We start from the raw sequence: 21450 nt of genomic DNA, 5'->3' as shown, positions 1-21450 counted from the left end.
CATCGCTGAGGTCTGCGGCACGGCGGCGGCCGGAAGCGGTTTTCATCACAGATTCGCCCCGCCGGGGTCCTAAACGGCGCCGGAGCGGGTACACCGGGGCCATGAACGAGTTGAAGTTCCTCGAGCTGCACGGCGATCGGGTCGCCTACCGCGACGAGGGTGAAGGCGAGGTGCTGCTGCTCATCCACGGCATGGCGGGCAGCTCGGAGACGTGGCGGTCGATCATCCCGCCGCTGGCGAAGAAGTTCCGGGTCATCGCCCCGGACCTGCTCGGCCACGGCGAGTCGGCGAAGCCCCGTACCGACTACTCGCTGGGCGCGTTCGCGGTCTGGCTTCGTGACCTGCTCGACGAATTGGGCGTCAGCCAGGCCACCCTGGTCGGCCAGTCGCTCGGCGGCGGCGTCGCGATGCAGTTCGTCTACCAGCACCCCGACTACGCCAAGCGGTTGATCCTGATCAGCAGCGGCGGCCTGGGCCCCGACGTCGGCTGGGTGCTGCGGCTGCTGTCGGCGCCCGGAGCGGAACTGGTGTTGCCGATCATCGCGCCCAAGCCGGTGCTGTCGGTCGGCAACCGGCTGAGGTCGTGGCTGAAGAGCGCCGGCATCCAGTCGCCGCGGGGTGCCGAGCTGTGGAGCGCCTACTCGTCGCTGTCCGATGGCGAGACGCGGCAGTCGTTCCTGCGGACGCTGCGGTCGGTGGTGGACTACCGCGGCCAGGCGGTCAGCGCGCTCAGCAGGCTGCGGCTGCGGGAGAACCTGCCGGTCATGGCGATCTGGGGCGAGCGGGACGGCATCATCCCGGTCGATCACGCGTACGCCGCGCACGAGGCCCGCACCGACGCCCGGCTCGAAATCCTGCCCGATGTGGGCCACTTCGCACAGGTCGAGGCGCCGAACCAGGTGGTGGAGCTGATCGAAGACTTCATCGCGACCGGCGACCGCCACGAGACGGACAGCACCGAGCTGCGCATGTGAGCCGGAAGGCCGGCAAAGGCCTCCGCTTCAGCGCGCCGGCCGGTCGTAAAATCGGGGGCGATGCGCAAAGCCGCGCGTTCCACGCTCCCGCCGGGTCCGCCGTTGCCCCGGGTCATCCAGGCCGCGTTGATGCTGCACCGCGGTTCGCATTTCGTTGCCGCCTGCCGGCGTCGTTACGGGAGCGTGTTCACGCTGCGCGTCGCGGGAATGGGGACGCTGGTCTACTTGGGCGACCCGGCGGACATCAAGACCGTGTTCGCCGGCGACCCGCGCATTTTCCATGCCGGCCAAGCCAATTCGATACTCGGCGGGCTGTTGGGCGAGAGCTCGCTGTTGGTGATCGACGAAGACGTCCACCGGGATCGGCGCCGGCTGATGCTGCCGCCCTTTCATCGTGACGCCGTCGCCCGCCGGGCCGGCCTGATGGCCGACATCGCCGCCGCGAAGATCGCCGACTGGCCGGTGGGGAAAAGCTTCGCGGCCGCCCCCAAAATGTCGGAGATCACCCTCGAGGTGATTCTGCGGACGGTCATCGGCGCCACCGACCCGGCCCGGCTCGCGGCCCTGCGCGCGATCATGCCCCGGCTCCTCACCGTCGGCCCCTGGGCGACTCTGGCGCTGGCCAGGCCGGAGCTGCAGCGTTACCTGCCGTGGCGGGCGCTGCGTCGGCGAATGGCGGAGGCCGACCGCCTGCTCTGCGCCGAGATCGCCGAGCGCCGCGCCGACCCCGACCTGGCCGGGCGCACCGACGTGCTGGCCATGCTGGTCCGCGCCGACGAGGGCGCGCACCCGATGTCCGATCGGGAGCTGCGCGATCAGCTGATGACGTTGCTGGTGGCCGGGCACGACACCACCGCGAACGGGTTGTCCTGGGCGCTCGAGCGGCTGACCCGCCATCCGCCCGTGCTGGCCAAGGCCGTGGCCGCCGCCGAGGCCGCCGCCGCGGGCGATCCGGCCGGCGACGAGTACCTCGACGCGCTGGTGAAGGAGACGTTGCGGATCCGTCCGGTGGTCTTCGATGTGGGCCGGGTGCTCACCGAACCCGCCGACGTGGCCGGCTACCGGCTGCCGGCCGGCGTCATGGTGGCCCCCGGAATCGGGCTGGTGCACAGCGCCGCCGCGGTGTACCCGGATCCCGACCGATTCGACCCGGACCGCATGTTGGGCGCCACGCTCACCCCGACGACCTGGTTTCCGTTCGGTGGCGGCAACCGCCGCTGTCTGGGCGCCGGTTTCGCGACGGTCGAGATGCGCGTGGTGCTGCGCGAGATTCTGCGCCGGGTCGAGCTGTGCACCACGACCGCGGCCGATGAACGCCAGAGGCTGAAATTCGTTGTCCTGGTGCCACATCGCGGCGCCCGCATTCGCTTGCGGGCGATCAGGGACGCGCCCGCCGCGACGTCCGCCGCCGGGTCGGCGGCGCGCGAGCCGGCCGCCGTGGTCCCGGCTAGTGCGTCACCAGCGGTCGCGCGCCGCGGTAATCCACCTGCCAGTGCTTGATGCCGTTGATGAACGACGACCTCAACCGCTCGGGCTCGGCCAGCGGCGTCAGGTCGGGCACGTGGTCGGCGAGCGCGTTGAACATCAGGTCGATCGTCATGCGCGCGAGGTTCGCGCCGATGCAGTAATGCGCCCCGGTCCCGCCGAAGCCGACATGCGGGTTCGGGCTGCGCAGGACGTTGAAGGAGTACGGCTCGTCGAAGACGTCTTCGTCGAAGTTCGCCGAGCGGTAGAACAGCACCACCCGCTGGCCCTTGGTGATGCGGACGCCGCCGAGTTCGGTGTCCTCGAGCGCGGTGCGCTGGAAGGCCGTTATCGGTGTCGCCCAACGGATTATCTCGTCGGCCGCGGTCTTGGGTCGCCGCGCCTTGAACAGCTCCCACTGCGCCGGGTGGTCGGTGAAGGCCATCATGCCCTGCGTGATCGAGTTGCGTGTCGTCTCGTTGCCGGCGACGGCCAGCGTGACCACGAACATGCCGAACTCCGCCTCCGACAGGTGCTGCCCCTCGGCGTCGGCCCGGATCAGCGCGGTGACGATGTCTTGATCGTTCGGGCCGGGCTCTTCGCGCCTACGTGCGGCCAATTGCATTGCGTACCACATCAATTCACCGGCCGACGTCAACGCGTCGTTGCCCGCGAACTCCGGGTCGTCGCTGCCGATCATGTTGTTGGTCCAGTCGAACAACTTGTGGTAGTCCCCCTGCGGAACGCCGAGCAGTCCGCAGATGGCCTGCAGCGGTAATTCGCAGGCGACCTGGCGGACGAAGTCGCCCGAGCCGCTCGCGGCGGCCTCGGTCACGATGCGCCGCGCCCGCTCGGAAAGCTCGGCCCGCAGCCGCTCCACCGCGCGGGGCGTGAAGGCCCGCGAGACGATCTTGCGCAACCGGCTGTGCTGCGGGTCGTCCATCATGATCATCGACGCCCGCCCCGCCTCAATCTGGCCCGCGGCCAAGTCTTCTCGATAACGGGGCACGATCGACTTGCTGGCCGAGGAGAAGACGTCGCTGCGCAACGAGACGTCGCGGACGTCGCGGTGCTTGGTGACCACCCAGTAGCCGCCGTCGCCGAAGCCGCCCGCATCGGGCGCCTGCCGGTTCCACCAGATCGGTTCCGTGGCGCGCAGTTCGGCGAACTCCCGCACCGGCAGCCGGTGGGCGTAGATCTCGGGGTCGGTGAAATCGAAGCCCGGCGGCAGGTTCGGTGCGGCCATCGGATTCTCCTGGCGACTATTGGGATCGGTAGCAAACCCGACGTGTCCTACTGCCAGCACCATAAAGCCGAGCCTGGAAGAAAAGAAGCCTTTATGAAAATCACAGCGATAGTGGCGGGCGGCCTCGTCGCCGGCGCGCTGGCGACGGCCGGTTGCGCGCAGGCCGAGGTTGCCGCCGCGCCCGTCGGAAGCCGGGTCTACGCGTCGGCCCCCGCCCCGCCGGCCGATCCCGAGGCGGAGGTCGCGGAGTTGCAGTGGCAGGTGAACGACCTGCACGACAACTGGGACAACCTCACCCCGGCGGACCGCCAGCAACGGCTGAAGCAGCTGCAACAGCAGGCCACCACGGTGTCCAACGACGTGCAGAATCTGCCGCCCGCCCAACGGCCCGGCGTCGAAATGCGGCTGTTGCAAACCATGCTGGCGCTGTTCGACCTGGTGCGAAAGGCCCAGGGGCCCAACCAGCCGTGCTACTTCCCGGCGTGCCTGCCCGGCCTCTGAAACCCGTCGGTGTGAAACTCGGCCGCGGCGGTTTCGCGCCCGCCGAGGTTGGTGGCCGCGGTCACGATGGCCCGCTCGATCTGGCGCAGCGCGTGCACCGCGGTGAGGAGCCGGCGGGTGTCGGGCAGTGGTTGGCCCGCTGATCCGGCTTCGCCGTCCCGTTGCCGGGCCAGCGTTTCGGCGGCGTCGAGCTCGTCGGCCGCCGAGACCATGGTCGGCGCGCGGCCACTGCCGATGGCGGCGGCCAGCGCGTCGATGTTGGCCCGCGTCTGGGCCGCGGCGGCCGAGAACGCTTGGGCCAGTTCGAAGGTGAGCGCTTGCGAAACCATCGGCTCCTGGTATCGCTCGCTGCTGCGTGCCAGGCTGCGCCCGTACCGGTCGCACGCCGCGAAGATCCGCAGGGCCCGGCGAATGCTGCGCCGGCCCGCCAGGCCGGCGACGCCCGCCAGCAGCGGCTTGGCGGTGACGCGGAACTGCTGCAGATCCCGGTCCAGCTGACGTGCCTGCTCGGACGGGCTCCCGCTCGCCTCCGCACCGAACATCGCGGCGGTGGACGCCTCGACGAGCGCCGAGAGGCTGGCGAGGAACGTGCGGGTGTCGTCGCGGATCGCGGCCCGGGTGTGCGTCGGCAGCACCACGACGGCCACCGTGGCTCCGATGACCGCGCCGAGGGCGGTCTCTTCGATCCGCAACATCAACACGCCGAACGAGAATTGGCCGAGCAGGCCGTACAGCAGCGCCAGCATCGTGGTGATCCAGAAGGTCATCAGGCTGTAGGTGACCGTCATGAAATAGAAGGCGCAGAACAGGCAGACGAAGATGCCGGCGAGGGCGGCCGTCCTGTCGCCGGCCAGCAGCGTGGCCACCAGCACGCCGCAGGGCACCCCGAGCAGGGTGCCGAGCAGGCGTTGCCAGCCCTTGGTCAGGGTCTCACCCCACGAGTTGGTGCCGGCGAAGATGACGAACGCGGCGATCACCGCCCAGTACCAGCGAGCGGGTGACACCAGCTCGCCCGCGACGATGGCCAGCGACGCGGCGACGGCGACCTGGATGGCTTGCCGGGTGGTCGGCCGCAGGCCCCGCGCGGATGCTTGTTCGGCGGGCTCGGCGGGCGCCTCCGGCGGTGGGCCGTCGGCGGCCGGCGGCCGCTCGCTGTCCGCGCTCCCCAGGTTGCCCGCGGCGCCGGTCGCCGCGCGGTCGACGACGGCCCGCACGTCGGCGGTCGCTGTGGCGGCGTTGATGATCGCCAGGGCGAGGCGGCGCACGGCGGCGCCGCCCGGCTCCTCATCGGCGGCACCGCACTGCTCGTCGAGCAGCCGCTGCGCCCGGGCGGCGGCCTGCCGGAGGCCGTCGGGCTCGGGCAGGCGGATGGCCCGCGCCAGCCGGGCGAGCGCGTCGACGAGCGCGACCCGCGTCGGGGCGGGTATCGCGCCCGGGTGTTCCGACATCAGCGCCGCGGCCCGCCGGCCGGCCGTCGCCACCCACTCGATGGCCAGCTCGGCGTCCAGCAGCCAGGGGGCCAATTGCTCGGCGGTGACGCCCGGCCACAGCATGGCGGGGTCGGCCTTGTCCTCGATCTGCGCCTGCACCATCAGGGCGGTCTCGTTGAGCCGAGTGGTGCGCGCCCGCATGCGGCGCCGGCGCCGTTCGTCGAGGCGGCCGGTGCGGACGGCGTCGGCGGTCGTGTCGACGACGATCGCCATCCGCGCCCGCAACGCCCGGATGGTCGCCCGCAGCACGCGTTCCGGCCGATCGGGCATGACGTAGGTCGTCATCACGAACGTGCACACCGTGCCCACCGCGACCGCCCCGATCATCCAGGGCAGCTCCGAGACGCTCGCCCGCAGATACAGCGTGAAGAAGTAGCACATGAACGCGACCATGCCCAGCGCCCGGCCGCGCGCCCCGAAGCGGCGGATGTAGGCGGCGGTGAACACGACGAGCACGAACACCGCGTCGCTCACCACCTGATGGGGCGCGAGCGCCGCCGCGGCCGCGATCGACACGGCGGCGGGCAGGGGCAGCAGCGCCATGGTGATCCGCTGCTGCCGCGGGTCGGGCTCGTTGACCGATCGCGAGGCGACCATCGTGATCACGACGCCCAGCAACGCCACGGTCAGCGGCTGCCCCGTCGCCCGGGTCAGGGCGTAGAGGACCAGCAGGGAACAGCCGAGCGCGGCCGTCGTCCGCGTCGCCATGCGCAGCCGCAGCAGGCCCGGGTCGGAGCCGACCACCCAGTTGCGGCCCTGTTCGTACAAGTCGGTGATCGCGCGCCCCCCTTCTGGCCTGCTGAACGCATCATGGATTACCCGGCACAAGCTAGTCTTCGACATCGTGACAGCGCCGACGCGGGCCCGGCTGGCCGACGGCCGTGACCTGCTCTTCTTCGCGCTGCCCGGGCACCGTCCGGCGCCGGTCGAAGACCGCAGGCCGCTGCCGGCGCGCGACGCCCAGCGGTCCGAGCTGCGGTTCGACCAGACGACCGGGCAATGGGTGATCGTCGCCGCGCTGCGCCAGGACCGCACCTACAAACCGCCCCCCGACCAATGCCCGCTGTGCCCCGGCCCGACCGGGCTGACCAGCGAGGTGCCCGCGCCGGACTACGACGTGGTGGTCTTCGAAAACCGGTTTCCCAGCCTGTCCGGGTCCGGCCCGGCGCTCGCGCCCGCGGGTGACGGCTTCGTCTCCGCCCCGGGGCACGGCCGCAGCGAGGTGATCTGCTTCTCCAGCGATCACACCGGCTCCTTCGCCGGGCTGGACGCCGCGCACGCCCGGCTGGTCATCGAGGCGTGGCGGCACCGCACCGCCGACCTGTTGGCCGCGCCGGGCATTGAGCAGGTGTTCTGCTTCGAGAACCGCGGCGAGGAAATCGGGGTGACGTTGACCCACCCGCACGGCCAGATCTACGGCTACCCGTATCTGACGCCGCGCACCGCCGCCATGCTCGAGCGGGCCGGCGACCACCGAAAGCGCCACGGCACCAACCTCTTCGGCGACCTGCTCGCCGGCGAAATCGCCGACGGCAGCCGAATCGTCGCGCGCGATGCCCTGTTCACCGCGTTCGTGCCGTTCGCCGCGCGGTGGCCGGTCGAGGTGCACATCTACCCGAACAGGTTCGTGCGCAACATCGTCGAACTCGACGAGGAGGAACGGGACGGCTTCGCGCGGATGTACCTGGACATCCTGCGGCGATTCGACCGGATGTATTCCTCACCGCTGCCCTACATTTCGGCGCTACACCAGTACGCCGACACCGATGCCCAGGCCGACGGCTACTTCCACGCCGAGCTGATGTCGATCCGCCGCAGCGCCACCAAGCTCAAGTACCTGGCGGCCTCCGAATCCGCGATGGACGCGTTCATCAGCGATGTCACGCCCGAAAGCGTGGCCCGGCGGCTGCGCGAGCTCGGATGACCGTCCGCTACGCCGCGCCAGGGCGGATCAACCTGATCGGGGAGCACACCGACTACAACCTGGGGTTCGCCCTGCCGATCGCCCTTCCGCAGCGCACCGTGGTGACGTTCACGCCCGACGGCGGCGATGCCATCACCGTGGGCAGCGACCGCGCGGACGGTTCGGTGCGGATCGCGCTGGACACCGCCCCCGGCGACGTGTCCGGCTGGGCCACGTACGTGGCCGGCGTGGTGTGGGCGCTGCGGCAGGCTGGCCACCCGGTGCCCGGCGGCGCGATGCGCATCACGAGCGACGTGGAGATGGGGTCGGGCCTGTCCTCGTCGGCGGCGCTGGAGTGCGCGGCGCTGGGCGCGATCGCGACCGGCGCGGGTGTCCGCATCGACCGCATCGAGCAGGCGCGGCTGGCCCAGCGCGCCGAGAACGACTACGTCGGCGCCCCCACGGGCTTGCTTGACCAGCTGGCCGCGCTGTTCGGCCGGCCGGCGACGGCGCTGCTGATCGATTTCCGCGACCTGACGGTCGAGCCGGTGGTTTTCGACCCGGACGCCGCCGGTGTCGCGCTGCTGCTGATCGATTCCCGCGCCCGCCACAGTCATGCCGGCGGCGACTACGCCGCGCGCCGCGCGTCGTGCGAGCGGGCGGCCGCGGACCTCGGGGCGCCGTCGCTGCGCGAGATCGGTGACCGCGGGCCGTCGGACCTCGCCCCGGTCCGCGACCCCGTCGACGCCCGCCGCGCCCGCCACGTGCTGACCGAGAATCAGCGGGTCATCGATTGTGTTGCCGCCCTGAATGATTCAGACTTCGCCGAAGCCGGGCGGATCTTCTGTGCCTCGCACGCCTCCATGCGGGACGACTTCGAGATCACCACCGCACACATCGACCTGATCGCCGACACCGCGGCGCGGGCCGGCGCGCTGGGCGCGCGGATGACCGGCGGCGGGTTCGGCGGCTGTGTGATCGCACTGGTGTCGGCCGACCGTGCCGGCGCGGTCGGCGAGGCGGTGCGAGGGGCGGTACGCGACGCCGGTTTCGAGCAACCGGTCATCGCCCGAACCCGCGCGGCCGCCGGCGCGGGACCGTGCGATTGACCCGAGCCGGTCCGACACGGGCCGTTCCGTATTTCGCGGCCATAGCTGTAACGCGGCGCCGGATAGCTGTAACGTAACGGCTATGCCGGGGATGACGTGCGCGGTGTGCGGGGCGGGTTTCTCGGCCCGGGCCGATGCCGTCTACTGCTCGTCGGCCTGCCGGCAGAAGGCCCACCGCGTTCGAGCGGCGCGCCGCACGGCCGCGCTGCGGGAGACCCTGCGGCGCGGCGCGGCGACCGACGCCGGCGCGTCTTCGGCCGCCACCCGGTCGCTGCGGCTCTCGGTCGCCAGCTCCATGCAACGTTCGCGGCAGCAGGTCGACCGGTCGCGCGAACTATGCCGCGTGTCCGCGTTGCGGCTGCAGGAAAGCGACGCCATCCGGAAGGCGTCGCTCGAAGGGAGGGCGTGGTGGGCGGCAAAGTCGGAGACGGGGCGTGCGCTGTGGCGTGGGAATTAGACGGCCAGACGGCGGCGGTTGAGCAGGCCCTGGCCGGCGGCACGCCGCAGCGGGCCGGCTGGTTTCGCTTCTATTTCGAGGACCAGCGCTGGGAATGGTCCGACTCGGTCTACCGGATGCATGGCTACGAACCCGGGGCGGTGAGTCCCACGACGGAGCTGGTGATCGCTCACAAGCATCCGGCCGACCGCAACCAGGTGGCCGCCACCATCAACGACATGATCGAGCGTCGGCAGGCGTTCAGCACCAGGCACCGCATCGTCGACGCCCGCGGCAACACCCACGAGGTCGTCGTCGTCGGCGATCAGTTCTGCGACAGCGACGGCGAGGTCATCGGCACCCACGGCTTCTACGTGGACGTCACCACGACGCGCAGCCCCAAGCGCGAGGAGAAGATCAGCGAGCAGGTGGCCGAGATCGCCGAGCGCCGCGGCGCCATCGACCGGACCAAGGGGATGTTGATGCTGGTCTACGGCGTCGACGAGCTGGGGGCGTTCAACCTGCTCAAATCGTTGTCCCAGGTGCACAACATGAAGCTGGCCGTGCTCGCCGATCAGATCGCCAGGGACTTCTGCGAGGTGGGCAACGAGGTCATCGCGTCGCGCTCGCGGTTCGACCAGCGCCTGCTCAGCGCGCACCAGCGGGCGTCCGCCGCCGACGAGTAGCGGCTATCCGCTGGGCGTCAGGCGCACCGCTCCCAGGTGCATCCGGTCGACCGCCTCGGCGAACTCGTCGCGGGTCGGTATGCGGTGATCGCGAAACTTCAGCCCGATCATCCGTTGCGCGCGCTGGACGCCGTAGGACTCGGCGCAGCGCAGGAAGAGGTCGGACACGATGGCGCGGTCGCGGATGAGCTCGCCGCGCATCGCGGTCGTCTTGCCGTCGTAGACCACCTGAGCGGGCGCGCCGTCGCGAAAGTTCTGCTTCCAGGGCGCGCCGGTCAGTGCGTAGAGCTGACCGTCAATCACGTGGGCGCTCAACGGAATCGAGAACGGCCGGCCCGTTTTTCGCCCGGTAAAGCTCAGCACCATCAGCTGCTTGCGGGCGGGACCGGCGAGCGTGGTGCGCAGCAGGAAACCCAGCATCGGGTTGACGATGCGCATCAGCGCCGACGGTGGGTGTCCGGCGTCTATCGCATGCGACTGCTCTGCCATGCGCTTACCGTAAGGCCAATCGCGTGCCCGGCCTAGGGCCGAGGGGATGCCGTCGCGGAGGGATCTCCGCGACGGCAGCACGGTCCTCGGTCAGGGCGTGATGGTGGTCTGGTCGTCGATGATGTTGGTGGCGTCCATCAGCGGGCCCTGGTCGGCCTGCGGGCCCTCGGCGTTGAGCTGCAGCACGTACACCGCGCCCTGGCCGGGGATCACCACCGTCTTCTGCGCGATGACCCGGGTGGCGCCGTCCTTCTGATACGTGCCGCTGAGCTGCCAGGCCTGGAAACCGCCGAGCGTGGACGCCACACCGTCGCCGGTGCCCTGGTATCCGGGCAGGTTCTGCACCTCGCCCGGGGCGTACTGGATGATCTTCGCCGGGTCGACGTTGCCGGCCAGCTTGGAGAACAGCGCCGAGACCGTCGGCGGGTCGGCGGGATTGGTGGGCTGGGTCAAGACGATGCCGCCATACGACGTGCCCGCGTTCTGGTTGATCTGCCAGCCGTTGGGCACCGGCAGGTCGACGCTCGGGCCGGGATCACCGTGATGAATGGGGGTCTCGGTGATGTGGTTGTCCTTCACGTAGTCGGCGATGGTGTATTTGGCCTTCGCGGCCGGTGCCGCGCTGGTCGCCGACGACGTGGTGGACGTTGAGCTGGATGTGGTCGTCGATGTCGTCGATTGATTGCCGGATTTATGGTCGCCGCCGCAACCGACGAGCGCCAAACTGAGCGCCACGGAAATGGTTGCTGTTGTCAAATGTTTCATCGATCCAATCTCCCGAAAATTGGGGCCGGTACCAGCGCCGGCCACGCCGAGATGACAGTAGCCGAAATGGCACCCGGGTTTGCCGATATTTTTTTGAACTTTTCCGGCGGCGGTGCGATCGCCTAAGCAAATCGTTATGCAATTCGGCGGGAAAACGGCCACTCAATACACAGTTGTCCAGTAAGAGACAGGTATGCGGGCACGAAGGACCATCGTCGCGATTCTCGCGGCGTCGGTCGTCTTCATCGCGTTCATCGCCGCGGCGCCGCCGATGGCCTACGACGGCGAGCCCGCATTGGTGACCAACCCGGTCGACCATGTCGCCACGCTCATCGGCACCGGGACGGGCGGCCGGACGGTGGGGGAGATCAACAACTTCCCGGGCGCCACCGTCCCGTTCGGAATGGTGCAGTACTCACCGGACACCGTCGGCAACTACGCCGGGTACAACTACGACAACCCGCGGGCCAGCGGGTTCAGCATGACCCACGCCTCGGTCGGTTGCGCGGCATTCGGCGACATCTCAATGTTGCCGACCGGCAACGGAATTGGCATGCAACCGTGGAAGTCCTGGGAACGGATCGCCCACGACGACACCGAACAGGGCGTGCCGGGCTATTACACGGTGCGGTTCCCGGAGACCGGGGTGAAGGCCGAACTCACCGCCACGACGCGCACCGGTGTCGGCCGGTTCAGCTACCCGCGCAACGGCCGCCCCGCCGTGCTCCAGGTGCGTTCCGGCGCGTCGCTGGCGGGCAACTCGCGCGCGACCATCCAGATCGGCGAGGACAACACGACGATCACGGGCTGGGCCACCAGCGGCGGGTTCTGCGGCAAGAACAATGCGTACACGGTTTATTTCGCAATGAAATTCAACCAGCCGTTCACCGCTTACGGCGCATGGGACGGCTTCGCCGTTTATCCCGGCGCCCGCAGCGCGAATTCACCGTACAGCGGCGGGTACGTGCAATTCCCGCCCGGCGCGGTGCTCGAGGTGCGGACCGCGATCTCCTACGTCGGCATCGACGGCGCGCGAGCGAATTTGGCGGCCGAGGGTGGCGCGAGCTTCGACGACGTGCGCGGCGCGGCGTCGAGGGAATGGAACGCCAGCCTGTCCCGCGTCGCCGTCGCCGGCCGCAACCTGGACAACCTGAACACCTTCTACACCTCGCTGTACCGATCTCTGCTGCACCCCAACACCTTCAACGACGCGGACGGGCGCTACCTCGGGTTCGACGGCGCCGTCCACTCGGTGGCCGCGGGACGCACGCAGTACGCCAACTTCTCCGACTGGGACACCTACCGCTGCCTGGCGGCGTTGCAGGCGCTCCTTTTCCCCGACCGGGCGGCCGACATGGCGCAGTCGCTGGTGAACGACGCCGAGCAGAGCGGCGCGCTGCCGCGCTGGGCGTTCGCCAACGCCGCGACCGCGGAGATGAGTGGCGACAACGTGGTACCGCTCATCGTGAATTTGCACGCGTTCGGGGCGGAGGACTTCGACACCCGAACCGCGCTGCGCTACATGGTGAATGCGGCCACGAAGGGCGGGGTCGGACTCAACAAGTACGTCGAGCGGCCGGGCATCGCCACCTATCTGGAGCGCGGATACGCGCCCTTCACGCAGGAATTCGGTCTCGACGGCTGGATCGCCGACGCGTCGATCACGCTGGAATGGTCGGTCGACGACTTCGCGATCTCACGATTCGCGGACTGGCTCGGCGAGCAGGCCACGGCCGCCGAATTCCAAGCCCGGTCGCAGTATTGGCAGAACCTGTTCAACCCGAGCACCGGTTACGTCTCACCGCGCACCTGGACCGGATTCTTCCGCGACGGCCCGGGCTTCGTCGAGCCGCAGTCGAGTTTCGGCCAGATCGGCTACGACGAGGGCAACGCCGCGCAATACGTCTGGTGGGTGCCGCACAACGTCGCCGGCCTGGTGACCGCGCTCGGCGGCCGGGACGCGGTGGCCGAGCGCCTCGACGCCTTCACCGAGAAACTCAACGTCGGGCCGAACGAGCCCTACCTGTGGGCCGGCAACGAACCGGGGTTCGGGGTGCCGTGGCTGTACAACTACATCGGCCAGCCGTGGAAGGCCCAGCGCACGGTCGACCGGGTGCGCGGCCTCTTCGGCCCGACCCCCGACGGCGAGCCCGGCAACGACGACCTCGGCGCGATGGCCAGCTGGTATGTGTGGGCGGCGTTGGGCCTCTACCCGAGCACACCCGGGACGGCGATCCTCACCGTCGGCGCACCGCTTTTCGACCGCGCGGTGATCGCGCTCCCGGGCGGCAAAGCCATCCAAATCTCGGCGCCCGGCGCGTCCGGACCGTACCCCCTCAAGTACATCAGCGGCCTGCGCGTCGACGGCCGTGCCACCGATAACACGTGGCTGCCCGAGTCGTTCACCCGCACGGGTGGCGAACTGGCCCTCGCGCTGGCCGCCTACCCGGACAAACATTGGGGCACAAGCGAATCGTCGGCGCCGCCGTCCTTCGGCGCCGGCGGTTCGGCGATAACCGTGAACGTCCCCAACCCCGTCGTCACGATCGCACCGGGAAGCACGGGCACGGTGAGACTCGACGCGCAACGCATGGCCGGCGACGGTGGTTACGCGATCACCGGCGCCGCCTCGGACCGCGGAATCACCGTGACTCCCACGGCGGGCCAGTTCTCCGCCGACGGGTCGGCGACCGTCGATATTCCGATCGCGGTCGCACGGTCGGTGCCCGAGGAGTACTACCTGGTGAACCTGACCGCTACGGTAGGCGAAAGCGCACGCAGCTCAACGATTCTCGTGGTCGTGCAGGCCGGAAGCGAGTGAGTGCGCTCGACGCCCTCAGACCATCTCGTTCTTGGTCAGCCACCGCATGACCGGCCAGCCGACGAACACGGGCAGCCAGCAGGTCAGCACCCGGTAGAGCAGCACGGACGGCACACCGACGGCCGCCGGCACGCCGAAGGCGGCGAGGCCACCGATCAGCGCCGCCTCGACGGCGCCGACGCCGCCGGGTGTCGGCGCGGCGGAGGCCAGGGTCCCGCCGACCATCGTGACCACGGTGACGGTGACGAATGTCGTGCCGCCGCCGAAGGCTTCGACACTGGCCCACAGCGCCAGCGCGGCGCCCAAAGTCGTTCCCGCGCAACCGAGCAGGATCAGCGCCAGTCGCCGCGGCTCGCGGGCCAGCTTGACCAGGTCGCCCGTCACCTCGTTCAGCTTCGGGCGCACCTCGGTGGCCAGCCAGCGCCGCGACTTCGGCACGAACAGCAACGTGCCGAGGATGCCCAGCGCCACGCCGCCGATCAGGTACAGCATCGTGGCGCTCGGCACGAAGTGCGACAGGTGCATCGACGCGCCGGCGACCACGCTGAAGAAGATCAACAGCAACAGGTGCACGATCACCTGAACGGCCTGCTGCAGCGCGACGGCCGCGGTGGCTCGCATCGCCGACAGCCCACTCTTCTGCAGATATCGGGTGGACAGCGCGAGCCCGCCGACGCCGGCGGGCGTGGTGGTCGCGGCAAAAGTGTTGGCCACCTGGACGAATGACAGCCGCCAATAGTTGACCGTACCGTCGGTGCAGGCCCACAAAGCCGCGGCGGCGCCCAGGTACGTCAGGGCCGACACCGCCAGCCCGAGCAGCGCGTACCACCAGTTGGCGGACCTCAGCTGCGAGAAGAACGTGGGCGCGGTGCTGACGAAGGGATACGCGACATACACCAGCGCGCCGAAGAGCACCAGCTGAATCAGCTGGCTGCGGCTGAACCGGGTGATGGTCTCGGTCTTGATCTGGTCGGCGCCGGTCTGGCGCTTCACCTCCGCGCGGGCCGCCGAGATGACGGCGCCCGCATCCGAAACGGACTTTCGAATCGTCCGCGGCACAGCCACTTTCGTCAATCGGCGCGACGCGCTCAGGATGGCGTCCCGGTCGAACGCATCGATGGCCGCCGCCACCGCCGATTTGGGGTCATACAGCGCCGAGGTGGTCACGAGTAGCTGCGCGATGTCGGATTGCAGTTGGGCGTCGGTGGCGCCGTATTCGGCGTTGTGGAAGCCACCGAAGCGGACGGAGCCGGCATCGACGGTGATCTCGTTGCCGCGCAGATCGCCGTGGGCGATCTGCTGGTCGTTGAGGCTCCGCAATGCCTCCCACACCCGGCCCACGGGCGTCGACTGCGCGCAGCGATTGAGCGGCAGCCCGTGGGGCGGCTTGTGCGAGTAGAGAATCCAGCCGCGGTCGAGGGTGGCGACGGCGATCGTCGAGGTGTTGGCCAGGTCAACCTCGCCGATGGCGATCGTCATCAGCGCGCGGTGCTCGACGGCGCGGCGCATCGAGGCCACCAGCGGCGCGGTCTCGGTGTCACGCAGCCGCAGCTTGATCCAGAGTTGCCGCAGTGTGCCGCCGCTGCGCTGGTGCGGTCCGTACAGCTCGACGACCGCGGCGCCGTCGGGCTCCGCACATCCGGCCGAGAGGACGAGCGGCCCGCGGCCGGCGGGCCGGACCACGGTGAGCCGCGTGACCACGAACCCGCGCCTGGCCATCGCGCGCACCGCGGCCTCCAGCGGCACCTCGAGCGCGGGGGTCCCGACCACCAGCACCACCAGGGAGCCGACGAGCCAGCCGACCGCCAGGCCCAACAGGGCGCGGGCCGGCACGATGGCGCTGACCACCAGGTGGATCGGCACGAAGGCCAGCAGCAGCGCCCACCACCATCGCCGCCACCGCGCCGGCAACCACGGCCCCGAGACGGTCAGCACCGCCGCCAGCATGCCGATCCACCGCGGATCGTCGAGGAACTGGCCGAGCACGGTCTGCAGCCGTTCGGAGAGGTCGAAGTGCCAGCGCGGCGCCGAAAACCCGTTGCCGCCAATCGACAGCGGGAGCGCCGCCAGCACCGCGGCGGCCGCGTACGCCCCGAGCAGCTTCCACTGCCGGCCGACGATGAGGCCGATCAGGATCATGAACGGCAGGGCCAGGATCGCCACGCCGTAGGCGAGATACACCAGATCGGCCTGCCGCGGGGAGAGCACACCCACGATCTGCGAGATGGACTTTTCCAGCGCGTCCCACTGCGGCCGGGTGATCAGCGAACTCGTGATCACCACCGCGAGGAACGTCGCGCTCGCCGCGAGCCGCAGGATGTCGTTGGTGCGCCGGGTCAGCGGCTGCAGCAAGCTGCCGGAAACGCTGACCTCGCGCCCGTCGACTCGCATGGTGATCCTTCGGATCCGTTCGGCGCCGCAAACAATTGCCGCTTGCCGGCTCGCGGACAACTTAACCGGATAGCCGGTTGAGCGACAGCTCCCACCCATCCGGCGCGCGTACGGTCGAGTATGTAGGCGAACTATCGATTCGAGGGGACGCGCGTGGCCAGGACCGAGGACGACAGCTGGGAGATCACCGAGAGCGTGGGGGCGACGGCGCTGGGCGTGGCGGCGGCACGCGCCGCCGAGACCGACAGCGAGAACCCACTCATCTCCGACGAGTTCGCGCGGGTGTTCCTGCACGCCGCCGGCGAGGGCATGTGGAACTGGTTCGCCGCTCCCAACCTGCCCGACCAGATCGCCCAAGCCGAACCCGACCTGAAGCCGCGGATGCAGGGGATGGTCGACTACATGGCCGCGCGGACGGCGTTCTTCGACAAGTTCTTCACCGACGCCACCCGGGCCGGCGCGCGGCAGGTGGTGATTCTGGCCGCCGGCCTGGACTCGCGGGCCTGGCGCCTGGGGTGGCCCGACGGCACCACGGTCTACGAGCTGGACCAGCCGCGGGTGCTCGAGTGGAAGCTGTCGACGTTGCGGGACAACGGTGCCGAGCCGACCTGCCGCCTGGTGCCCGTCCCGGTCGATCTGCGCCACGACTGGCCGGCGGCCCTGCGGCAGGCCGGGTTTGACGCCTCGGCGCCCAGCGTCTGGTCGGCCGAGGGATTGCTGCCGTTCCTGCCGGCGGCCGCCCAGGAGCTGTTGTTCGAGCGGGTCCAGGCGCTCGCCGCCCCCGGCAGCCGAATCGCCGTGGAGGCGCCGGGCCCCGACTTCCTCGACGAGGCCGGCCGCGAGCGGCAGCGGCAGACGATGCAGCGCGTCCGCGACCTGATGGCCGAACTCGAACCGGAACGCGACATCCCCGACGTCGCGGACCTGTGGTACTTCGAGGAGCGCGAGGACGTCGGCGAATGGCTGTCCCGCCACGGCTGGGAGGTGGCGGTCACCCCGGCCGAGGAGCTGATGGCCAGCTACGACCGCAGGCCCCCGCAGGACATCGAGGGCGCCACACCCCAGACACTGTTCGTGGCGGCCGAACGGACCGAAAGGAATCAAAGCGCGAGATGAGCACAGCCAGAAGCGATGACGACAGCTGGGAGATCACCGAGAGCGTCGGGGCCACGGCGCTGGGCGTGGCGTCGGCGCGCGCCGCGGAGACGCGAAGCGAGAACCCGCTGATCTCCGACCCGTTCGCGCAGGTCTTCCTCGACGCCGCCGGCGACGGGGTGTGGAACTGGCACTCGGCCCCCCAGCTGCCGGACGAACTCATCGAGGCCGAACCCGAGTTACCGCTGCAGATGCAGGCGATGGTCGGCTACATGGCCTCGCGGACAGCGTTTTTCGACGAGTTCTTCCTCGCCGCGACGCGCGCCGGGATCCGCCAGGCGGTGATCCTGGCCTCTGGCCTGGACGCGCGGGCGTGGCGGCTGTCCTGGCCGGACGGCACGACGGTCTACGAGCTGGATCAGCCCCGGGTGCTGGACTTCAAATTGTCGACGCTGACCGAACACGGCGCGGAGCCGGCGTGCAACCGGATCGCGGTCCCGGTGGACCTGCGCCACGATTGGCCGACGGCGTTGCGCGAGGCCGGTTTTGACCCGTCGGCGCCCAGCGTGTGGTCCGCCGAGGGACTGATGCCGTACCTGCCGGCCGCCGCCCAGGAGCTGCTGTTCGACCGTGTGCACGGGCTCGCCGCCCCCGGCAGCCGGGTGGCCGTGGAGGCGCTGGGACCGAGATTCCTCGACCCGGAGTTCCGCGCGAAGCGCCGCGAGCGGATGGATCGGGTCCGCGCGCTGATGGCGCGGGTGGACCCGGGCCGGGAGGTGCCGAGGACCGACGAGCTGTGGTACTTCGAGGAGCGCGAGGACGTCGGCGACTGGTTCCGCCGCCATGGCTGGAGCGTGACGGTCACGCCGACCGACGAGCTGATGGCGGGATACGGGCGCACGGTGCCCGAGGAGGTCGCCGACGCCGTGCCGGGGAACCTGTTCGTGTCCGCGGAACGTCCGCGGGGCTAGCGGTGGGCGCGGCGAGCGACTCGACAACCCCATCAGCCTTAGCGCACCGCCCCAAGTAAGGAGCGCCCCGATGCGGGTATACCGATTCGACAACTCACGTGGACTCGACGGTCTCGAGATGAGTGACGAGCCCATGCCCGCCCCGCAACGCGGTGAACTGTTGCTCAAAATCCGGGCGGTGTCACTGAACTATCGCGACATCGCGATCCCGCTGGGGCGCTACGTGCGCGAGAGCAAGTCTGGCCTCGTGCCGTGCAGCGACGCTGCCGCCGAAGTGGCCCAGACCGGTGAAGGCGTTGATGACTACCGCCCGGGCGACCGCGTGGTAAGCGTCTTCCACCCCAGGTGGTTCGGCGGCCCGCTACCGGCGACGGCGAACTCCGACAGCTACGGCAGCGGGCAAGATGGCTGGCTCACCGAATACAAAGTGGTATCGCGGGAATCGGTGGTAGCCACGCCGGACGCCTTGACCGACGAACAGGCAGCGACACTGCCCTGCGCGGCCGTCACCGCCTGGAATGCGTTGGGCGGCCCCACGCCGATCCGCGCCGGCCAGACCGTGTTGACGCTCGGTTCGGGCGGTGTTTCCGTCTTTGCCCTGCAACTGGCCAAACTGCTGGGTGCTCGGGTCATCGCGACGACGTCGAGCCTCGAGAAAGCACAGGCCCTGACCACGTTGGGGGCCGACGATGTCATCAACTACCGCGACCACCCGCAGTGGAGTGAGCGGGTTCGCGCCCTGACCGACGGCCGTGGCGTCGATCGCGTCGTCGAAGTCGGCGGCCCCGCCACCATCGACCAGTCTCTACGGGCGGTCGGGATTGGCGGAGAGGTGACGCTGATCGGGTTCCTCAGTGAAGCCGACCCCGGCATCGATTATTTCCTCCTCAAGGGTGCCGGCGCGACAACCCGGTCGATCACGGTCGGGGACCGCAGCGATACGCAGGAGCTGGTGCGCGCAGTCGGCGCCACGGGTATGCAGCCGGTGATCGACCGGGTATTCGAATTCGATGACGCCGCAGCGGCATTCAACCGCCTGGCGGCAGGCGAGCATCTCGGCAAGATCGTCATCCGAGTGCGCTGACGGGCGTGGTGGGTCCCTTCCTGTCTCGAGCCGCTGACCGCGGGGAGGTTGTCATCTAGCGCTGCCGCCGCATTGCTCAGGTGCATCGTCGTCGCTGCCCCCTTCGTGGGCGCCGCGTGCGTGGGCGCGCCACCTCTGGAATCCGCGCCGGGCGGCGAACGCGCCGACGACGGCCGTCACGCACCACACGGCGATCGCCGCGTACGCCAACGGCGACGACCGGTTCCCGATCGACGCGCCCAGCGCGGTGTAGACGAATGCGCGCGGAACGGAACCGACGAACGATCCAATCACCATCTGCCACAAGGGGACTCCGAACGCCCCGAACGCGTAGGACGCCAGCGCATCGGAGATGCCCGGGACGAAGCGCTGGCCGACGACAGCCCACAGCCCGCGCCGCTCGATCAGCGCGTCGATGCGGTCGGCGCGCTTCGCACCCAGCAGCGCCCGGGCGCTGTCGCGCCCGGCCCGCCGGCCGATCAGGCTGGCCACGATCGCGGTGCCGACCGTCGCACCGAGCGTCACGAAGACGCCGAGGAGGGGACCGAACAGCAGCCCGCTGGCCGCGGCCAGGATCGAACCCGGCACGAACACGGCACCCAGCACGGCCGATGCCAGCACATAGGTCAGCGGCGCCGCCGGCCCCGTCGCGGAGACCACCCGCCGCAGCTCCTCCACGTGGACGACGCGCGCGATGGCCACCAGGTAGAACATCAGGAGCAGGAAGGCGACGAACACGGCGAGCCGCACGATATGGGCGCGCCGGGACGCGGGTTCGGGTGTCGGCGCGGAGCCGTCGCTGTTGTCCATGCTGACCGCGATTCTTCCGCACCGTGCGCGGTCGTCGTAGAGTGCCACACATCAGGGAGTCGCGGTCCCTGTGAGAGGCGTTCCCCGAAATGTCCGAGCACCCTGAGCCAGCGCGGGGCAAGCGGATCGTCGTCTGCCTCGACGGCACCGCCAACCAAATCGGGGCCGGCAACCTCACCAACGTCGCCAAGCTCTTCGAGATGCTGGACAAGGACGATCCGGCCGGGCAGCTCGCCTACTACGACCCCGGCGTCGGCACCTTGGCGCCCGCGTCGGCGCACTCGTCGCTGTCGCGCACGATCGACCTGCTGATCGAGAAGGCGTTCGGCCTGGGCCTGAAAGGCAATGTGGCGCAGGCCTACCGGTATGTGATGCAGCATTGGCGGCCGGGTGATGCGCTCTACATATTCGGCTTCAGCCGCGGCGCCTACACCGCGCGCGCGTTGGCCGGCATGTTGCTGCGGCCGGGATTGCTGCGGCCGGGCTCGGAGAACCTGCTGCCGTACGCGGTCGAAAAATACGCCATCAACCGCTATTTCACCCCGGACGAGTACGCCCGTTGGGCCGAGTTCGCCGGCGCGTTCTGCTGGCGTACCGAGGGCGAGCCGTTGTTTTCGACGGTGCGGCAGAACAGCCCGAATCAGGTCTGGCACCACGAGGTGCCGGTGGCGTATCTCGGTCTGTGGGACACCGTCAAGGCGGCCGGCTTCCTGCGGTTCGGCAACCTGCGCTGGCCCTACACGCGCTCGCTGCCCAACGTGGCGCGCATTCGCCACGCCGTCTCGATCGACGAACGCCGCCGTCCCTACCGCGAATACCTCGTCGAACGCCATCCGCGGGGGCTGGAGGAACGCTGGTTCGCAGGCGTGCACGCCGACGTCGGCGGCACGTTCATGCCCGACCACCGGCTCGCGACGATCGCGCTCAAGTGGGTCACCGACGGCATCGTCGGCGAACTGGCGCTCGATCCCGCCGCCTACCGGCGGCAGTGCGCGGTGACGGAGGACTTCGCCGACGCGCCGATCCACCACAACGGCAAGTTGTGGTACCTGGTCGGCTGCCGGCGCCGGCCCATGGGTCCCGACGCGCTGGTGCATCCGAGCGTGCTGGTGCGCCGTCGCGACAACCCGGGCTACTTGCCGAATCTGACCGACGAGGCGCAACGGCTCAGCGCCGACCCGACCGACTGGACGTCTCCCGCGTTGTGAAGGAGGA

The 21450-nt window shown here is 69.9% G+C and carries 18 protein-coding genes; 12 read left to right on the top strand and 6 right to left on the bottom strand.

All coding sequences use genetic code 11. From position 1 onward, the window contains the following. Nucleotides 1–101 precede the first annotated feature (101 nt). Together A5681_RS13455 and A5681_RS13450 are read left to right on the top strand one after the other, a co-directional pair. Nucleotides 102–974, top strand: a complete 873-nt coding sequence (locus A5681_RS13455) for an alpha/beta fold hydrolase (RefSeq protein ID WP_067275085.1) — start codon at nt 102–104, stop codon at nt 972–974. Between the two features lie 60 nt (nt 975–1034). Further along, a complete protein-coding gene (locus A5681_RS13450) occupies nt 1035–2474 on the top strand; it encodes a cytochrome P450 (protein ID WP_082968346.1) in 1440 nt (479 codons plus the stop codon). On the opposite strand, the gene A5681_RS13445 is transcribed toward A5681_RS13450, so the two are convergent. Then, the gene (locus tag A5681_RS13445) at nt 2422–3684 is read right to left on the bottom strand and encodes a cytochrome P450 (protein ID WP_067275082.1); all 1263 of its coding nucleotides are present in this window, start codon (nt 3682–3684) and stop codon (nt 2422–2424) included. The genes A5681_RS13450 and A5681_RS13445 overlap by 53 nt on opposite strands. 93 nt (nt 3685–3777) lie before the next feature. Here A5681_RS13445 and A5681_RS13440 point away from each other — a divergent pair, with 93 nt between their 5' ends. Then, on the top strand, nt 3778–4185 hold the full coding sequence (locus A5681_RS13440) for a hypothetical protein (RefSeq protein WP_156737968.1): 408 nt from the start codon (nt 3778–3780) through the stop codon (nt 4183–4185). Here the strand turns inward: A5681_RS13440 and A5681_RS13435 are convergent. Next, nucleotides 4155–6419: an FUSC family protein gene (locus A5681_RS13435; RefSeq protein ID WP_082968352.1), complete on the bottom strand. Its 2265-nt coding sequence runs from the start codon at nt 6417–6419 to the stop codon at nt 4155–4157. The two genes, A5681_RS13440 and A5681_RS13435, sit on opposite strands and share 31 nt — an antisense overlap. A gap of 70 nt (nt 6420–6489) precedes the next feature. On the opposite strand from A5681_RS13435, the gene galT reads away from it, so the two are divergent. From galT to A5681_RS13415, 4 genes are all read left to right on the top strand, one after another. After that, on the top strand, nt 6490–7599 hold the full coding sequence (gene galT / locus A5681_RS13430; protein WP_067275274.1) for a galactose-1-phosphate uridylyltransferase: 1110 nt from the start codon (nt 6490–6492) through the stop codon (nt 7597–7599). After that, entirely contained in the window at nt 7596–8687 is a 1092-nt protein-coding gene (locus A5681_RS13425; protein WP_067275067.1) for a galactokinase, read from the top strand. Before galT ends, A5681_RS13425 begins: the two co-directional genes overlap by 4 nt. 82 nt (nt 8688–8769) lie before the next feature. Further along, the gene (locus A5681_RS27720; protein WP_156737966.1) at nt 8770–9144 is read left to right on the top strand and encodes a hypothetical protein; all 375 of its coding nucleotides are present in this window, start codon (nt 8770–8772) and stop codon (nt 9142–9144) included. Next, a complete protein-coding gene (locus A5681_RS13415; protein ID WP_067275061.1) occupies nt 9129–9809 on the top strand; it encodes a PAS and ANTAR domain-containing protein in 681 nt (226 codons plus the stop codon). Before A5681_RS27720 ends, A5681_RS13415 begins: the two co-directional genes overlap by 16 nt. Before the next feature lie 3 nt (nt 9810–9812). Here the strand turns inward: A5681_RS13415 and A5681_RS13410 are convergent, their stop codons facing one another. Then, nucleotides 9813–10298 carry a hypothetical protein gene (locus A5681_RS13410; protein WP_067275058.1) on the bottom strand — a complete coding sequence of 162 codons (486 nt, stop codon included), beginning with the start codon at nt 10296–10298 and terminating at the stop codon, nt 9813–9815. Between the two features lie 90 nt (nt 10299–10388). Next, nucleotides 10389–11063: an LpqN/LpqT family lipoprotein gene (locus A5681_RS13405; protein ID WP_067275056.1), complete on the bottom strand. Its 675-nt coding sequence runs from the start codon at nt 11061–11063 to the stop codon at nt 10389–10391. Nucleotides 11064–11256: 193 nt separating this feature from the next. On the opposite strand from A5681_RS13405, the gene A5681_RS13400 reads away from it, so the two are divergent. After that, nucleotides 11257–13884 carry a GH92 family glycosyl hydrolase gene (locus A5681_RS13400; protein ID WP_067275054.1) on the top strand — a complete coding sequence of 876 codons (2628 nt, stop codon included), beginning with the start codon at nt 11257–11259 and terminating at the stop codon, nt 13882–13884. Nucleotides 13885–13899: 15 nt separating this feature from the next. Here the strand turns inward: A5681_RS13400 and A5681_RS13395 are convergent, their stop codons facing one another. Continuing rightward, on the bottom strand, nt 13900–16275 hold the full coding sequence (locus tag A5681_RS13395; RefSeq protein WP_067275051.1) for a lysylphosphatidylglycerol synthase transmembrane domain-containing protein: 2376 nt from the start codon (nt 16273–16275) through the stop codon (nt 13900–13902). 153 nt (nt 16276–16428) lie between these two features. On the opposite strand from A5681_RS13395, the gene A5681_RS13390 reads away from it, so the two are divergent. The 3 genes from A5681_RS13390 (at nt 16429) to A5681_RS13380 (ending at nt 19425) form a co-directional block, all read left to right on the top strand. Further along, nucleotides 16429–17391: a class I SAM-dependent methyltransferase gene (locus A5681_RS13390; protein ID WP_067275037.1), complete on the top strand. Its 963-nt coding sequence runs from the start codon at nt 16429–16431 to the stop codon at nt 17389–17391. Further along, nucleotides 17388–18341 carry a class I SAM-dependent methyltransferase gene (locus tag A5681_RS13385; protein ID WP_067275036.1) on the top strand — a complete coding sequence of 318 codons (954 nt, stop codon included), beginning with the start codon at nt 17388–17390 and terminating at the stop codon, nt 18339–18341. The genes A5681_RS13390 and A5681_RS13385 overlap by 4 nt, the downstream gene beginning before the upstream one ends. Nucleotides 18342–18459: 118 nt before the next feature. Then, complete coding sequence (locus A5681_RS13380) at nt 18460–19425, top strand: zinc-dependent alcohol dehydrogenase family protein (RefSeq protein ID WP_231996303.1); 966 nt, start codon at nt 18460–18462, stop codon at nt 19423–19425. A gap of 51 nt (nt 19426–19476) precedes the next feature. Here the strand turns inward: A5681_RS13380 and A5681_RS13375 are convergent, their stop codons facing one another. Then, nucleotides 19477–20235 carry a TVP38/TMEM64 family protein gene (locus A5681_RS13375; RefSeq protein ID WP_067275029.1) on the bottom strand — a complete coding sequence of 253 codons (759 nt, stop codon included), beginning with the start codon at nt 20233–20235 and terminating at the stop codon, nt 19477–19479. 89 nt (nt 20236–20324) lie between these two features. On the opposite strand from A5681_RS13375, the gene A5681_RS13370 reads away from it, so the two are divergent. Further along, nucleotides 20325–21443, top strand: coding sequence for a DUF2235 domain-containing protein (locus A5681_RS13370; protein ID WP_067275026.1), 1119 nt, complete (start codon nt 20325–20327; stop codon nt 21441–21443). Nucleotides 21444–21450: the final 7 nt, after the last annotated feature.

It is taken from the genome of Mycobacterium scrofulaceum (assembly GCF_001667885.1).
GTDB classification, from domain to species: domain Bacteria; phylum Actinomycetota; class Actinomycetes; order Mycobacteriales; family Mycobacteriaceae; genus Mycobacterium; species Mycobacterium scrofulaceum_C.
Note: the sequence above shows the minus strand (reverse complement) of the source record. Positions and strands in the feature narration are given on the sequence as shown.